The following is a 16,303-nucleotide window of genomic DNA, read 5'->3' on the forward strand; positions in this document are numbered from 1 at the left end:
CATGAGCGCCATGGCCCAGACCCCCGCTACCCCGTCCGAGATCATGACCATCGCCGCCGCCCGGGCGCTGCGCAATGACGATGTCTGTTTCGTCGGCATCGGTGCCCCCTCCGCCGCCTGCAATCTGGCGCGTCTCACCCATGCGCCGGGCATCACCTTGATCTATGAATCCGGCACCATCGACACCAAGCCCGAGGTTCTGCCGCTGTCCATCGGTGACGGTGAGCTGTGCGACACCGCTTTGACCACGGTCTCGGTGCCGGAGATGTTCCGCTATTGGCTGCAGGGCGGTCGGATTACCGTCGGCTTTCTGGGTGGGGCGCAGATTGACCGCTTCGCCAACCTCAATACGACGGTGGTGGGGGACTATCATCATCCCAAGGTTCGCCTGCCCGGCGGCGGCGGGGCGCCGGAGATCGCCACCAATTGCGGCGAGATCTTCATCACCATGGCCATGGGCAAGCGCGCCTTCGTGCCGGAACTGCCCTTCATCACTTCCTATGGCCACGGTACCGGCGGCACCGCCCGCAGGGATCTGGGCGTGACCACCAAGGGACCGACCCGGGTGATCACCGACCTGTGCGTGTTCGAGCCGAACCCGGTGACGCGGGAACTCACCGTCACCAGCCTTCACCCCGGCGTCACGGCGGACCAGGTGCGGGCCGCATGCGGCTGGCCGGTGATGTTCGCGGACTCCGTGGGGGAGACGCCGCCCGCAACCCCCCAGGAACTGGACGTGCTGCGGGCCCTGGACGAGCGCACCCGCCGCGCCCACGGAGCCGACGCGTGAGCGGGCCGGACGTCTATCTCTGCGGCTTCGCCCGCACCCCCATCGGCCGTTCTGGCGGCGCGCTGGCCAAGGTGCGGGCCGACGATCTGGCCGCGATGCCTATTCGTGCGCTGATGGCGTCACACGCCGGTCTCGGCGAGGCGGTGGACGAGGTGTTCCTGGGCTGCGCCAACCAGGCGGGCGAGGACAATCGCAACGTGGCGCGCATGGCCCTGCTGCTGGCCGGCTTGCCGCAGAGTGTGCCGGGAGTGACGCTGAACCGCCTGTGCGCCTCCGGGCTGGATGCGGTGGGTGCGGCGGCGCGGGCAATCCGGGCCGGCGAGATCGATCTGGCCATCGCTGGCGGCGTGGAAAGCATGACCCGGGCGCCGTTCGTCATGGGCAAGGCCGAGACCGCGTTCCAGCGCAGCGCCGAGATCCATGACACCACCATCGGCTGGCGGTTCGTGAACCCGGCCATGCGGGCGCTCTATGGCGTGGATGCCATGCCCGAGACCGGCGAGAATGTCGCGGACGAGTTCCAGGTGAGCCGCGCCGACCAGGATGCCTTCGCCTTGCGCTCGCAGCAGCGGGCCGGGCGGGCGGCGCAGGCGGGGTTCTTCGACGGCGAGATCATCCCGGTCACGGTGCCGGATCGCAAGGCCCCGGTGGTGGTGTCCGCCGACGAGCATCCCCGCCCGGATACGACCATCGAGACCTTGGCCAAGCTCAAGCCCATCGTGCGCGCCGATGGCACCGTGACCGCCGGCAACGCCTCCGGGGTCAATGACGGTGCGGCGGCGCTGCTGCTGGCCTCCGCCGATGCAGTGGCCCGCCATGGGCTGACGCCCATGGCCCGCGTCCTCGGCATGGCTTCTGCAGGGGTGGCGCCGCGCCTCATGGGCATGGGGCCGGTGCCCGCGGTGCAGAAGCTGGAGGCGCGCCTGGGCATCGCCGCCAAGGATTACGACGCCATCGAGCTGAACGAGGCTTTTGCCAGTCAGGCGCTGGCCTGCCTGCGCCAACTGGGCATCGCCGACGATGCGGCGCATGTGAACGTCAACGGCGGCGCGATCGCGTTGGGCCATCCCTTGGGCATGTCCGGTGCCCGCATCGCCGGCACCGTGGCGCGCCAACTCACGGTGAGCGGCGGTCGATATGGCCTTGCCACCATGTGCGTGGGGGTGGGCCAGGGCGTCGCTCTGGCACTGGAACGTGTGACTTAAGACCGACTGTCCGCAAGGCCAGTTTTCGCGACGGGTCGAAGATGCCCGCGTGATGGAATGGGAGGATCGACCATGCCGCAGGCCTCAGGCCGGCAGCGCCCCCGTGCGCCTGCCGCCAGGAGGGTCCGTTAATGGACCCGTTCGTCTATGATGCCCTACCCAACCGGGTGGTGTTTGGTGCTGGCACGCGCACCCAGCTGGCCGCCGAGCTGGAGCGGCTGGGGTGTCGGCGCGCTTTGGTGCTGGCGACCCCGCAGCAGGAGGCGCAGGCGCGCGACATCGCGGCCCTGGCGCCGGATCGCATCGCCGGCATCCACACCGGCGCCCGCATGCATACGCCGGTTGATGTCACCGAGGCTGCCCTGTCGGTGGTGCGGGAGCTGAACGCTGACGCCACCGTCGCGATCGGCGGCGGCTCCACCACCGGCTTGGGCAAGGCCATCGCCCTGCGCACAGACCTGCCGCAGATCTGCCTGCCCACCACCTATGCCGGCTCGGAGATGACCCCCATTCTGGGCGAGACCGCGGGCGGGGTGAAAACCACCCAGCGCACCCTGAAGGTGCTGCCGGAAGTGGTGATCTATGACGTAGATCTCACGCTGACCCTGCCGGCCAGCCTGTCCGCCACCTCCGGCCTCAATGCCATCGCCCATGCGGTGGAGGCGCTTTATGCCAAGGACCGCAACCCCATCATTTCGCTGATGGCGGAGGAAGGCATTCGGGCGCTGTCCGGCGCGCTGCCGCGCATCATGGACGATCCCGCCGATGGCGAGGCCCGGGCGGCGGCGCTTTATGGGGCGTGGCTCTGCGGCCTGTGCCTCGGCTCCGTGGGCATGGCGCTGCATCACAAGCTCTGCCACACGCTGGGCGGCACCTTTGACCTGCCCCACGCCGAGACCCATGCGGTGGTGCTGCCCCATGCCGCCGCCTATACGGCGCCTGCGGCACCAGAGGCCATGGGCCGCATCGCCCGCGCCCTTGGGGCACAGGATGCGGCGCAGGGGCTGTTCGATCTGTCCGGGCGGCTGGGCGTCAAGCAAGCGCTGCGCGATCTCGGCATGCCGCAGGACGGCATCGAGCGAGCGGCGGATCTGGCGGTGCGGAACCCCTATTGGAACCCGCGCCCGATCGAGCGCGGAGCGGTGCGTGATCTGATCGCGCGGGCCTGGGCGGGCGACCGCCCGCTGGCATCCTAGGCCGCGATCATGGCCGCACCCCGCATCCTCATCACTGGCGCCACCATCCTCACCATGGATGCGAAGCTGGGCGACTTTGCCCGTGCCGACCTGCTGCTGGAGGACGGCCGCATCGCAGCGCTCGCCCCGCGCCTGGAGGGCGTGGATGGTGCCGAGGTGATCGACGGCACCGGCTGCATCGTCATTCCCGGTCTCATCAACGCCCATATGCACACCTGGCAGACCGGGCTGCGGGGCGCCGCCGCCAATTGGACGCTGCCAGAGTATTTCCGCCGCATGCATGCGGGCCTCGCCACCCATTTCACCCCAGATGACATCCATATCGCCACCCTGGTGGGCGCGCTGAACCAGATCAATTGCGGCACCACGACCTTGGTGGACTGGTGCCACAACAATCCCACCGCCGCCCACACCGACGCGGCGGTGGCCGGCTTGCAGGAGAGCGGCATCCGCGCCGCCTTTTTCCACGGTTCGCCCAAGCCCGATCCCAAGCCCGGACAGCCGCACTTCTCGGAGGTGCCGCACCCGCGCGCCGAGGTGGAGCGCCTGATGCGGGGGCCACTGGCGGATCGCGATGGTCTGGTGACGCTCGGCCTTGCGATCCTTGGCCCGCACTACGCCACCCTGGACGTGGCGCGGCACGATTTCCGTCTTGCCCGTGAGTTCGGCCTGGTGGCCTCCATGCACCAGGGCGGTGGGCCGGCCAAGACGCCGGGCGGCTGGCAGGCGCTGATGGACGAAGGGCTGGTGGGCCCCGGCATCAATATCGTTCATGGCAACGACCTGTCCGACGAGATGCTGGCGCGGCTGGTGGATCTGGGATGCTCGTTCTCGGTGACGCCGGAGAATGAGATGGCCCAGGGCCACGGGGCGCCGATCACAGGCCGGCTGCGGGCGCTGGGTGCCGCGCCCTCGCTGGGCGTGGACCTGGAATCTGTGCTGTCCGGCGACATGTTCACCGTGGCGCGCATGGCCCTCAACACCCAGCGCATGCTGGACAATGCCGAGGGCCGCCGGCGCGAGGGGCAGATCCCCGCCACCTCCAGCATACCGGTGCGCGAGGCGCTGTCGTGGATCACGCTGGAGGGCGCCCGCATGCTGGGGCAGGAGCACCGCATCGGCTCCCTCACGCCGGGCAAGCAGGCGGACGTGGTGGTGGTGCGGGCCGATGCCCTGAACATGCAGCCGGTGCACGATCCGGTGGCCTCCATCATCACCCAGACCAGCCTCGCCAATATCGAACATGTGCTGATCGCGGGGCGGTTCGTGAAGCGGGGCGGGCGGCTCCTCACCCCGCAGCTAGATGCCAAGATCGCAGCGCTCGCCGCCGCCGGGCAACGTCTTGCTGCAGCCATCGGCCTTGAGGGCCGCAATCAAGAACCCAGGGGAGTGGACGCCGCATGAGCGCGCATTCGGAGATTGGCTGGATCGGTCTCGGCAAGCTGGGCCTGCCCATGGCGGCGCGACTGGCGACGGCCGGACATCAGGTGCGTGGCTTCGACCGCGACGCGGGCCGGCTGGCACTGGCGGCGGCACGCGGCATTGCCGCCGCGGACCTCGTGCAGGCTGCGCAGTGCGGCGTCGTGTTCACCTCGCTGCCGGATGACGGCGTGTTGCGCGCCGTCTTGCTGGGCGATGGCGGAGTGTTGGCGCGCATGGCCAAGGGGACGATCCTCGCGGAAACCAGCACGGTGAGCGCTGCGGCCTCCGCCGACGTGGCGCAGGCGGCGGACGCACGGGGCATTGCCTATGTGCGGTTGCCGGTGTCGGGCAATCCGGTGCTGGCGGAGGCGGGGACGCTCACCTGTTTCGCGTCAGGCCCGTTGCAGGCGTTCGAGCACCTGCGCCCGTTGCTCGCCGCCTTCACCCGTGCCCAGACCTGGCTCGGCATCGACGAGCAGGCGCGCTACGCCAAGCTTGCGGTCAATCTGATGATCGCCGTCTCCGCCGGCATGATGGCCGAAGCCCTCGCTCTCGGCCGCAAGGGCGGCATTGCCTATGGCGACATGCTGAGCGTGCTGGAGCAGAGCGCGATCGCGTCTCCCATGGTGAAATACAAGGTGCCGCCCCTAGCGGCGCGGGATTTCTCCTCCACCTTTTCCTGCCGCCAGATGGCCAAGGACCTGGACCTGATCCTCGGCGCCGCCCATGGCACCAACGTTTCCGCGCCGTTGGCGGCGCAGATGCGCGAGACCTACAGCGCGCTCATCGCCCAGGGGGAGGGCGACACCGATTTCATCGCCACCGTGATGCACGCTGAACGCCTCGCCGGCCTGCAAGAGCCGGACCTGCCGCTGGAGGACGGACAATGAGAAACCTGAATGAAGGCACCATTACCGAAGAAGTGGTGGGCCGCCTAGCCGGCTGTGCCGATCCGCGCATCCAGCAGATCAGCACCTCTTTGGTGCGCCATCTCCATGCCTTCGTGCGGGATGTGGAGCTGACCCAGGCGGAATGGACCTACGCCATCGATTTCCTCACCCGCACCGGCCACATGTGCACGGACACCCGGCAGGAATTCATTCTTTTGTCCGATACGCTGGGCGTCTCCATGCTGGTGGATGCCATCAACCACCGCTTTCCCGACGGGGCCACCGAGACCACCGTGCTCGGGCCGTTCTATGTGGAGAACCCGCCGGTGAAGCGGAGCGGGACGGACATCTCCGCCGGCATTCCCGGTGTTCCGCTCTTGGTCTCCGGCACGGTCGCCAGCGCCGACGGCACGCCTCTGGCGGGCGCGATCGTCGACATCTGGCATTCCGATCAGGATGGCTATTACGACGTCCAGCATCTGGACGAGATCGCCGGCGACCATGCCCTGCGGGCGCGCTTCCTCACCGATGCCCGCGGGGCCTTCAGCTTCTGGACCATCAAGCCGGCCTTCTACCCCATTCCCCATGATGGGCCGGTGGGGCAGATGCTGGAGGCACAGGGCCGCCATCCCTATCGGCCCGCCCATGTGCATTTCATGATCGCCGCGCCGGGCTTCGAGACGCTGATCACGCACGTGTTCGTGGACGGCGATCCGTATCTGGATTCCGATGCGGTGTTCGGGGTGAAGGACAGCTTGATCCGTGACTTTGCACTTCAGCCGGCGGGCACGGCGCCCGATGGCCGGGAGATGCCCGAACCCTACCACCATCTGCACTATGACTTCGGCCTCCAGCACCACGCGGCGACCCGTGCGGCCTGAGCCGAACCAGCCAGAAAAGGAAGTGTATTCATGCTGTTCGTGATCCATGCGCTGGATAAGCCCGGCGCCCTCCAGACCCGGCTGGCCCATTACGAGGCCCATAAGGCCTTCCTGTCCGACACGTCGAAATTCGGCGTGAACGTCCTCATGTCCGGCCCGCTGGTGGAAGACGACGGCGCCACCGCCAAGGGCTCCATGTTTGTGGTGGAAGCCCCCGACAGGGCGACGGTGGAGGCCTTCCACCATGCCGACCCATTCCACACCATCGGCATCTGGGCTCAGGTCTCGATCACCGCGTTCATCAAGCGCCACGGCTGACGACAGCCCGACCTTCCGGCTGCGCCAACAGCCGGGCCCGGAGCGGGCGCACCCGCTCCGTCATCACAGAGCCCGCAAATGGGCCGTGACACCAACAGGGAGGACGGACAGTGAGCCTGCACTTGGGCATGGCATCTGTGACGCGCCAATTGCGCGATTTCATGGGTGAGCGCGCCAGCGACGCGCGCGGCATCGTCGAGCAACACGGGCGCAGCGAGGCCTATCACGCCGCGGCGGCGCCCGATCTGGTGGTGTTCCCCGAGAGTACCCAGGAGGTGGCGCGCATCGTGGCGCTGTGCGGTGCGGCGGGGCTGCCCATGGTGGCGTTCGGTGCCGGCACGGCGCTGGAGGGCCAGACCGCGGCGGTGGCCGGTGGCGTCTGCCTCGACATGAGCCGCATGGACCGCCTCGTCGAGGTCAATGCCGCCGACATGGACTGCCGCATCCAGCCCGGCATCCGCCGCAAGGCGCTGAATGCGCAATTGCGCGATACCGGTCTGTTCTTCCCCAATGATCCCGGTGCCGATGCCTCACTCGGCGGCATGGCCTCCACCCGCGCATCGGGGACGCTGGCGGTGCGCTACGGCACCATGAAGGACAATGTGATCGCCCTGGAGGTGGTGACCCCCGACGCGCGGGTGATCCGCACTGCCAGCCGCGCCCGCAAGACCTCCGCCGGCTACGACCTCACCCGCCTGTTCGTGGGCGCCGAGGGCACGCTCGGCATCATTACCGAACTCACCCTGAAGCTCTATCCGGTGCCGGAGGCGATCTCCTCGGCCGTGTGTGCATTCGAGACCCTGGAGGGGGCGGTCGACAGCGTCATCGCCACCATTCAGGCGGGCGTGCCCATCGCCCGCATCGAACTGCTGGACGAGGTGATGATGCGCGGCGTGAACCGTCACGCCGGCCTTACTTATGCCGAAGCGCCGACCCTGTTCTATGAATTCCACGGCACCGACGCCGGCGTCGCCGAGCAGGCGGCCCTGGCGCAGGCAGTGGCGCGGGAGCACGGCGGCCAGGACTTCGCCTGGGCCATTCGCCCGGAGGACCGTAGCCGCCTGTGGCTGGCGCGGGACAACACGCTCTATGCCGCCCAGGCGCTGCGACCGGGCGCGCGCGGTTTCGTAACCGACGTCTGCGTGCCCATCTCGCGCCTCGCGGAATGCGTGGTGGAAACCAAGCGCGACATCCTCGCCACGGGCCTGGTGGCGCCCATTGTCGGGCACGTGGGCGACGGAAATTTCCACTGCAACATCATGATCGATCCGGATGACGCCGCCGAGCTTGCCCGGGCCAAGGCCTTCCATGCGCGGCTGGTGCGCCGGGCCATGGCCATGGGCGGCACCTGTACCGGCGAACACGGCATCGGCCTCGGCAAGATGGATTTCCTGCGGGAGGAACTGGGCGAGGCGGTGGATGTGATGCGTCTCATCAAGCGGGCGCTGGACCCTCAGGGATTGATGAATCCCGGCAAGATCTTCGCCGCCGCCGCACCGGAGGGCACCCCATGACCGCTGCGTTCGAACCGGCCTGGGAGCCGCCGCCCATGGTTACACCGGAGCCGACCCCGCTGCTGGAATTGCGCGGCATTTCGAAGACCTTTCCCGGCGTCAAGGCACTGGACGACGTGTCCTTTGCGGTGTGGCCGGGAGAGGTCCACATGCTGCTGGGCGAGAACGGGGCGGGGAAGTCCTCGCTGATGAAGGTCCTTTGCGGCGCCTATCGCCCCGACGGCGGCGCGTTCTTTCATCGCGGGCAACAGGTGGAGATCACCGGGCCCGCCGATGCCCGCCGTCTGGGGATCGCCGTGATCTTCCAGGAATTTTCGCTCGTTCCCTATCTGGACATCGCCCAGAACATCTTTCTCGGCCGCGAGTTCCCTGGCCGCATTCCTGGCACCGTCGATACCAGACGCCTGCATGCGGAGGCGCGGCGGGTGCTGGACCAGATCGGCATGGACATCGACACCCGCACCCTGGTGCATACCCTGGGCGTGGCGCAGCAGCAGATGGTGGAGATCGCCAAGGCGCTCTCCCAGAATGCGCGCATCCTGGTCATGGACGAGCCGACGGCGGCCCTGTCGGACCGCGAGACCGAGCGGCTGTTTGCCATGGTGCGCAAGCTCCAGGCGGATGGGGTGGCGCTGGTCTACATCTCCCATCGCATGGCCGAGGTGTTCGAACTGGGCGACCGCATCACCGTGCTGCGGGACGGGCGCAAGGTGGGCAGCGTTCTGCCGGCCGAGACCAATGCGGACGATCTGGTGCGCCTCATGGTCGGGCGGGTGGTGGACACCACCTATGGCCGCGACTTCTGTACGGCGCCGGGCGATGTGGTGCTGGACGTGCGCGGCCTCACCGCAGAGACCGGCATCACGGATGTGAACCTGACCGTGCGGGCGGGCGAGATCGTCGGCCTGTGCGGGCTGGTGGGCTCCGGGCGCACCGAGGTGGCGCGGGCCATCTTCGGGGCCGACAAGGTGGTGTCCGGCGAGGTGCGGGTGTTCGGCAAGCTGCGCAGCGGCGGCCCGGAACAGGCGGCGCGGTCGGGCATCGCCTTGATCCCGGAAAGCCGCAAGACCCAGGGCCTCGCCCTCATCCGCTCGGTGGGCGACAATCTGCTGGTCTCCGCCCTGGGGCGCCTGTTCCCCAGCGGGGTATTCCAACCCGGTCTCGCGCGCCGCGAGGCGGATGACTTGGTGCAGCGGCTGCGCATCGCCACGCCCAATTCGCGGCGAACGGTGAAGGTGTTGTCCGGTGGCAACCAGCAGAAGGTGGTCATCGGTAAATGGCTGGCCGCACAGGCGCAATTGTTCATCTTCGACGAACCCACCCGCGGCATCGACGTGGGTGCCAAGGCGGAAATCTTCGCCTTGATCGATGGGCTGGTGAAGGCCGGGGCCGCCGTGCTGATGATCTCCTCCGAGCAGTCGGAGATCGTCCATGTGTGCGACCGCGCCTATGTGATGCGCGCCGGCAGGGTCGCGGGCGAACTCGCCCGGGCGGACTTGACCGAAGAGAACATCGTCAGATTGGGGATGCACCAATGAGCGACATGGCTGTTTCCGCGCGTAGCTTCAGGCTCGCGACCGTGCCGGGTGTAGCGGTGGTTCTGGTGGCGCTGCTGCTGGTCTTCGCCATCGCCGCGCCGGGCTTCACCAGTCTGCCCAACCTCTCCAATGTGCTGATGCAGTCCACCATCCTCCTGATGCTGGCCTTGCCGATGACGCTGATCATCATGACCGAAGGGCTCGACCTGTCCATCGGCGCGGTGCTCACGCTGGCTTCGGTGGTTCTGGCCCTGGTGGTGGTGAGCACGGGGTCAATGCTGCTGGGGCTTGGTGCCGGCCTCGCGGTCGGCGTGGCGTTCGGTGTGGTGAATGGGGGATTGGTGGCGCATCTGGGCATCCCACCCTTCGTTGCCACGCTCGGCACCCTGGGCGCTGCCCAGGGGCTAGCCCTGATCGTCAGCGATGGTCAGAGCGTGGTGGGCATCCCGCGGGAGGTGCGGATGATCTATTCCGGCACGTTCGGTGGCATCCCCATCCCGGTGATCATCGCCATCGTCGTCTATTTGGCCTTCCACGGACTGCTCTACCACACCCGCTTCGGCACCTACATCCCAGCCCTGGGCGGCAATCGCGAGGCGCTGAAGCTGGCCGGCATCCGCGACACGCGGGTGCTGGTGGCGGTCTATGCCCTGGGCGGCTTCATGGCCGGGCTGGCGGCGCTGCTGCTCACCGCGCGCATGAGCTCAGGTCACCCGACCGCTGCGCTGGGCATGGAGTTCGATGCCATTGCGGCGGTGGCGGTGGGGGGGACATCGTTCGAGCGCGGCAATGGCTGGCTGTTCGGCACGCTGCTGGGCGTTCTGGCGGTGGGCGTGCTGCGCAACGGGCTCAACCTGCTGGCGCTGCCCTCCTCGGTGCAGGTGGCCTGCATCGGCGTCCTCGTCATCCTCGCCCTGTTCATCGACGCGCTGCGGAGCAAGCCATGAGCACCCTCGACATCCGACGCCCCGCGCCCGCCTTCGCCGTCTCGCAGGATCTGGTGCGGCTGGCCTATCGGTTGCTGGCGGCGGGGCTGATCTGCCTCGCGCTGTCGCTCACTACCGACGCCTTCCTGTCGTTTGCCAACATCATCAATGTGCTGCGGCAGGCGAGCCTGCTGTTCTTCATGGCCTCGGGCCTCACGCTGGTGATCCTCACCGGCGGGCTGGACCTGTCCATCGGCGCCAACATCGCCTTGTCAGCGTGCTTGGCCGCAACGGTGATGAAGGCGACCGGCTCGCCCTGGCTGGGCGGGCTGGTGGGGCTGGGAACCGGCACGCTGGTGGGCCTGGTGAACGGGGTGCTGGTGACCAGCCTGCGCATTCCCGCTTTCATCGCCACCTACGGCACCATGTGGATCATTCATGGCCTGACCTATTATTACATGGCCGGCGAGACCATCCACGGCTTCCCGCCGGAGTTCCGGGCGCTGGGCTCGGGCTATCTGTGGGGCGTTCCGGTGCCGGTGTTCCTGATGGTGGTGTTCCTCGCCATCGGCAGCATCTTCACCCAGCGCACCACCTACGGGCAGCAGATCTATGCCATCGGCGCCAATCCGGTGGCGGCGCACCTGTCGGGCATTCCGGTGATGAAGCGCCTCGTTCTGGTCTATGCCATCTCCGGCGCGATGGCGGGGCTTGCCTCGCTGGTGTTCCTGGCGCGGCTCAACTCGGCCGAAGGCGACATCGGCGACAGTCTCACCTTGCCGGCGATCGCAGCGGCGCTGATCGGCGGCGCCTCGCTGTTCGGCGGCGTGGGGACGGTGTCCGGCACGCTGATCGGGGCGCTGATCCTTACCCTCGTGCTGAACGGCATGAACATCCTGGGTGTCAGCGCCAACTGGCAACCCTTGGTCACCGGCGCCATCGTCATCTTCGCCGTCTGGATCGACATCAAGACCGGCGGTCGGAGCAGCGAGAAGGCCTAACCCAAATGCCGGCAGCAAGACCGGCATCTTCAACACCCCAAAACAATCACCGGGAGGACAAAATGACGACGCCAACGACCAAGACCTTCGTGCGATCCTTGCTGCTGGGCGCGGCCTGCGCCGGCATGATGGCCGGCGCTGCCCATGCCGATGGCGAGACCATTGCGGTCTTCACCAAGAACCAGACCAATCCCTATTTCCTGGCGGTGCGCATGGGGGCGGATTCCGCGGCCAAGCAGTTGGGGGCGAAGGTGATCCACTACATCCCCACCAAGCCGGACAGCATTCCCGAGCAGCTCAGTCAGATCGAGGATGTGATCGTCAAGAAGCCGGACGCCATCGTCTTCATTCCGGTGGACTACAAGGCCATGGTGCCGGGGGCCGAGAAGATCAACGATGCCAAGATCCCGGTGGTCAACGTCACCGACCGCAGCGCCGGGGGCAAGTTCGTGGCCTTCGTTGGCGCTGACGACTACAATCTCGGCCTCGCCACCGGCCGCTATCTCATCAAAGCGATGAACGGCAAGGGCAATGTGGTGATCCTGGAGGGGGTGAAGGGTTCGCTCACCTCCATCGACCGGGTGCGTGGCTTCAATGAGGCGGTGAAGGAAGCCCCCGGCGTGAAGCTGTTGTCCTCGCAGCCCGCCAATTACCAGCGCCTTCAGGCATTGCAGGTGACCGAGAATTTGCTGCAATCCTATCCGCAGATCGACGGCGTGCTGGCCGCCAATGATGCCATGGCCACGGGCGCCATCGAGGCGCTCGATGGCGCGGGCCGCAAGGCACTGGTGGTGGGCGTGAACGGCACCAAGGAGGCCATCGACGCCATCAAGGCCGGCAAGATGCTGGCGACCGGCGATTACGGCGGATTCAACCAAGGCTGCCTGGGCACGCAGACGGCCATCCGCGCCCTGCGCAAGGAGCCGGTGAAGACGGAAATCGTGCTGGCGCCGGTGGTGGTCGATAAGACCAACTATGGCGCCTACGACGTGCCCCTGGAGAGCCGGACCTGCGCGCCCTACAGCATGAACTGACGATCCTGGTGCGGGCGCTGAAGGGCGCCCGCACCGCTCTCGCGGAAGGGCAGTGATGCGGCTCGTGCTACCGGCCTGCCAGCGCGGCGGTCAGATAGCTCAGGTCCACATAGCGGTCGGGATCGGTCAGGGTGATTTTGGCCGGCGCGTATTTCGAGCGCAGGGCCAACACAGTTTGCAGGCCCGCGCGGTCGATCTTCAGATCGCGGAAGATGCCGTTTTGCGGATCCATCAGCACCGCATAGGCCTTCTCCGCCTGGGGCTGTTCCATTCCCTTCACCCGCGCCACCAGAAGTGCCACGGCCTCGTCCTTGTGCGCGGGGTCGGCGAGCCAGGCCACGGATGCGTGGAAGCCGCGGATGAAGGCCTCTATCTGCGGTCGCATCCGCGCCGCGGTTTCCCGGCGCGTGGCGCCGACGATGCCTTGATAGGCCCCCAGGGTCTCGGTGGCGCGGGCAAGGCGGGTGAAGCCCTTGCCCTCGGCCACCAGATCCAATGGCGTGTTCAGCAGTGTGCCCGCCTGTTCCTGCTTCAGCAGGGCCTCCAGGCGCTGCGCCCCGCCACCCACTTTGACGAACGTCACATCGCTCTCGGCAATGCCGTTGCGGGCGAGGATGTCCCGCAGGACGAAGGCGAATCCTGTGGTCATGGCATCCACCGAGAGAGTCTTGCCTTTGAGATCGGCGAAGCTCTTCACGTCCGGCACCGCCATCACGCTGAGCATGCCGTTGTCGACCCCGAACAGGGCCACGAAGTCCGCAGCACCGGGGAGGACGGCTTCTCCCTGGCCTTCGTCATAGGCGACGATATTGTCCACCGATGTCAGCGCAAGATCATAGCGCCCGGCATAGAGGTTCTTGGCCATCTCCACCGAATTGGGGGTGATCTCCAGCACCGGGGCGATGCCCTCCTTGGCAAACAGTCCCTTGTCTTGCCCCACCCAGAACGGCAGGTTCGAGGCACCGGCAAACGCGACCACCTTGAAGGGTGTTGTTGCTTGGGCGTGGGCGGTGCTTTGGCCCAACCCGCCGGCGAGGTCGGTACCTATGGCCAATAGTCCCGTGCCAAGGGCCAGTTGCCCCATCATGTGGCGGCGCGTGATCATCGCTGACTCTCCCGGAGTGGCGGGGAACGGCCAACCTGACCGCCCGCACCGCGTTTGTGGGGCAATTGGACTCAGCCCGGTGCGCGGGCCGCATCTGCGCGGGCATAGAGGGCGCGCGCTCGTTCATTGAGATCCGACACCGCGCGGGCGGCGTCGCGCCCCACCAGCACGCCGCCGCGCTTGACCATCTCGCCTTCCACCAGCACCGCATCCACGTCCGCTGCGCTCGCCTGCAGCACCACCGCGCCGATAGGGTCATTGAGCGGCGCCGTGCCGAGCCGGTCGGCGCGGATCAGGATGAGATCGGCTTTCTTGCCGACGCTGATTGAGCCAACGTCCTTGTCGATGCCGAGCAGGCGGGCGCCATCGATGGTGGCGGCAGCCAGCACGTGCCGCGTGGTCAGGCTGACCTTGGCCAGGGGCTTGCCGGCCTGGGCGGCGGCGAGGTTGTCTGCAAGGCGCTGGGCGCTGAGCATGGTGCGCATCTGCGAGAACATGTCCCCGCCCACCCCGGTGACCACGTCCACGCCAAGCCCGGGCATCAAGCCGGCACCACGGGCGCGCCCGGTGGCCGGTTGCCCGTGGCCCATCATCATCTCCACCTCGGGGGTCACCGCGATGCCGGCACCGTGTTGAGCGACGATGCCATATTCATCAGGATCGAGATCATTGGCGTGCACCAGGATGGCGCCAGACCCGAGCAGCCCTTTGGCTGCAAGCTCGGCCACGCCGCGCCGCTGCCGCGCGGAATACAACAGCACGCCCACATGGAACTGGTGGAGGAGGCCGAGCGAGCGGGCGAAACGGAAGTCATCTTCCGCCTCGGCCATGGGCGAGGAGTCCGGACCACGCAGCGCCAGAGCCAGCCGAACTCGGGCGGTATCCGAGGCGAGCGGCCCCTTGCGCAGACGCTCCACATCGGCCCGGATCGCCGTGCCGCCCTGCGCCGGGCCGGTAACACCATAGCCGAAGAAGGCGCGGATGCCGGAACGCCGCATGGCGTCCACAATGGCGTCCGCATGGGCCGGGGTCAGCGCTTCGCGCGACCAGTCGAACACCGTGGTGGTGCCGCAACTGAGCTGCTCCAGGGCGCCGGCATAGTCGCTGGCGGCGAGATCCTCCGGGCGGATGTGGCGGGTATATTTGGCGACGATCAGCTTGAAATATTCATCCAGGGTCGCGTCCCCGGCGAGGCCGCGCAGGATGGCCTGTGCCAGATGGATATGGCTGTTGATGAACCCCGGCAGCAGGATGCAGCCCTCGGCGTTGATCACCTCGGCATCGGGCGGCATCGCCGTCCCTGTCGGGGAGATTGCGGCGATACGACCGTTCGAGACCAAGACGTCGCCGGGCACCGCGGTGGCGTCCGGACTTTCCATGGTGATAACGGTTGCGCCCCGGATCAACAGCGGGCGCCCCGGCGTCGGTGGCGCGCTGCTATTTTGAGCGGGGGCCTGTGCGCGGGCCGTCGAGGCGAGCAGCGAGAGGCCGGCGCCGGCGATGAGGGCGCGGCGATCCAGATCGAAGGTCATGGGCGTTTCCCCGTTAATTATTTAGCCCCGCTGCATGCCCCAGCGGCGCACGGTACGGGTTTCGATGGCGCGAAAGATCACCCCTTCCACGAACAGGCCCACCGCCATCACGGTGAGCAGGCCGGCGAAGACGGCGGCGGTGTCCAGCGTGTTGCGGTTCTCGAAGATGTACCAGCCTAGGCCCCCCTGGCCGGAGGAGACGCCGAACACCAGTTCCGCGGCGATCAGGGTGCGCCATGCGAACGCCCAACCGATCTTGAGACCCGACAGGATGGCCGGGAAAGCCGCGGGAATGAGGATCTTGCGGACGAAGCGGAAGCCGGTGAGCCCGAAGGTCCGCCCCGCCATGCGCAGGGTTTCGGAGACCGACAGGAACCCCGAATGCATGTTCAGCGCCACCGCCCACAACACCGAGTGGATGATGACGAACACCAGTGATGGCCGCCCCAGGCCGAACCACAGCAGGGCCAGCGGCAGCAGCGCGATAGCGGGCAAAGGGTTGAACATGGCGGTCAGCGTCGATAGCAGGTCGGTACCGAGCCGCGTCGTCACTGCAAGGCTGGTGAACACCGAGGCCAGTACGAGGCCGATGCCATAACCCAGCAGCAAAGTTTGCAGCGTCACCCACAAGCGCTGGGGAATGATGCCGGAGGCGATGCCATCCCACAGGGCCTCCAGGGTCGCTGTGAATGTGGGAAAGGAGAGGGGATTGTTCAGCCAGCGGGCATAGAGCTCCCACACCAGCGCGATGGCCACCAGGATCAGCGCGCGCCGCACGCCGCCATTGTTGGCCAGCCGTTCAATGAGAGACAGAGGCTTTGCCACGTCGCCCAGCCCCACCGGTGCCGTGACGTCGTATTCCCCCTCGCCGCGGACGGGCGGGGTGGGCTTCAGCGTCCGCTCGATGATGGTGATCTCGGTCAGAGTAACCGTGGTGTCGCTCATCTCGCT

Annotated in this window: 15 protein-coding genes; 12 read left to right on the forward strand and 3 right to left on the reverse strand. The window is 67.5% G+C overall.

Going from position 1 to position 16,303, the window contains the following annotated elements; all coding sequences use genetic code 11:
* Positions 1–10: 10 nt before the first annotated feature.
* From AAG816_RS00800 to AAG816_RS00855, 12 genes are all read left to right on the forward strand, one after another.
* Entirely contained in the window at positions 11–790 is a 780-nt protein-coding gene (locus tag AAG816_RS00800; protein WP_341987558.1) for a CoA-transferase subunit beta, read from the forward strand.
* Entirely contained in the window at positions 787–1,995 is a 1,209-nt protein-coding gene (gene pcaF, locus AAG816_RS00805; protein ID WP_341987392.1) for a 3-oxoadipyl-CoA thiolase, read from the forward strand. Before AAG816_RS00800 ends, pcaF begins: the two co-directional genes overlap by 4 nt.
* A 131-nt stretch (positions 1,996–2,126) precedes the next feature.
* Complete coding sequence (locus tag AAG816_RS00810; RefSeq protein WP_341987393.1) at positions 2,127–3,191, forward strand: maleylacetate reductase; 1,065 nt, start codon at positions 2,127–2,129, stop codon at positions 3,189–3,191.
* Between the two features lie 9 nt (positions 3,192–3,200).
* Positions 3,201–4,595, forward strand: coding sequence for an amidohydrolase family protein (locus AAG816_RS00815; protein ID WP_341987394.1), 1,395 nt, complete (start codon positions 3,201–3,203; stop codon positions 4,593–4,595).
* Positions 4,592–5,503, forward strand: a complete 912-nt coding sequence (locus AAG816_RS00820; RefSeq protein WP_341987395.1) for an NAD(P)-dependent oxidoreductase — start codon at positions 4,592–4,594, stop codon at positions 5,501–5,503. Before AAG816_RS00815 ends, AAG816_RS00820 begins: the two co-directional genes overlap by 4 nt.
* Complete coding sequence (locus AAG816_RS00825) at positions 5,500–6,384, forward strand: intradiol ring-cleavage dioxygenase (RefSeq protein ID WP_341987396.1); 885 nt, start codon at positions 5,500–5,502, stop codon at positions 6,382–6,384. Before AAG816_RS00820 ends, AAG816_RS00825 begins: the two co-directional genes overlap by 4 nt.
* Before the next feature lie 30 nt (positions 6,385–6,414).
* Positions 6,415–6,702: a YciI family protein gene (locus AAG816_RS00830; RefSeq protein ID WP_341987397.1), complete on the forward strand. Its 288-nt coding sequence runs from the start codon at positions 6,415–6,417 to the stop codon at positions 6,700–6,702.
* A gap of 128 nt (positions 6,703–6,830) precedes the next feature.
* Complete coding sequence (locus AAG816_RS00835) at positions 6,831–8,216, forward strand: FAD-linked oxidase C-terminal domain-containing protein (protein WP_341987559.1); 1,386 nt, start codon at positions 6,831–6,833, stop codon at positions 8,214–8,216.
* Complete coding sequence (locus AAG816_RS00840; protein ID WP_341987398.1) at positions 8,213–9,754, forward strand: sugar ABC transporter ATP-binding protein; 1,542 nt, start codon at positions 8,213–8,215, stop codon at positions 9,752–9,754. The genes AAG816_RS00835 and AAG816_RS00840 overlap by 4 nt, the downstream gene beginning before the upstream one ends.
* Positions 9,751–10,701, forward strand: coding sequence for an ABC transporter permease (locus tag AAG816_RS00845; RefSeq protein WP_341987399.1), 951 nt, complete (start codon positions 9,751–9,753; stop codon positions 10,699–10,701). Before AAG816_RS00840 ends, AAG816_RS00845 begins: the two co-directional genes overlap by 4 nt.
* Positions 10,698–11,681 (forward strand): ABC transporter permease, encoded by a 984-nt coding sequence (locus AAG816_RS00850; RefSeq protein ID WP_341987400.1) that lies wholly within the window; start codon positions 10,698–10,700, stop codon positions 11,679–11,681. Before AAG816_RS00845 ends, AAG816_RS00850 begins: the two co-directional genes overlap by 4 nt.
* Positions 11,682–11,806: 125 nt before the next feature.
* Positions 11,807–12,715: a sugar ABC transporter substrate-binding protein gene (locus tag AAG816_RS00855; RefSeq protein ID WP_341987560.1), complete on the forward strand. Its 909-nt coding sequence runs from the start codon at positions 11,807–11,809 to the stop codon at positions 12,713–12,715.
* 67 nt (positions 12,716–12,782) lie between these two features.
* On the opposite strand, the gene AAG816_RS00860 is transcribed toward AAG816_RS00855, so the two are convergent.
* From AAG816_RS00860 to AAG816_RS00870, 3 genes are all read right to left on the reverse strand, one after another.
* Complete coding sequence (locus AAG816_RS00860) at positions 12,783–13,820, reverse strand: ABC transporter substrate-binding protein (protein WP_341987402.1); 1,038 nt, start codon at positions 13,818–13,820, stop codon at positions 12,783–12,785.
* A 71-nt stretch (positions 13,821–13,891) separates the two neighbouring features.
* Complete coding sequence (locus AAG816_RS00865) at positions 13,892–15,352, reverse strand: amidohydrolase family protein (RefSeq protein ID WP_341987404.1); 1,461 nt, start codon at positions 15,350–15,352, stop codon at positions 13,892–13,894.
* A gap of 21 nt (positions 15,353–15,373) precedes the next feature.
* Positions 15,374–16,297, reverse strand: coding sequence for an ABC transporter permease (locus AAG816_RS00870; RefSeq protein WP_341987405.1), 924 nt, complete (start codon positions 16,295–16,297; stop codon positions 15,374–15,376).
* Positions 16,298–16,303 lie beyond the last annotated feature (6 nt).

It is taken from the genome of Azorhizobium sp. AG788 (assembly GCF_943371865.1).
GTDB lineage: Bacteria > Pseudomonadota > Alphaproteobacteria > Rhizobiales > Xanthobacteraceae > Azorhizobium.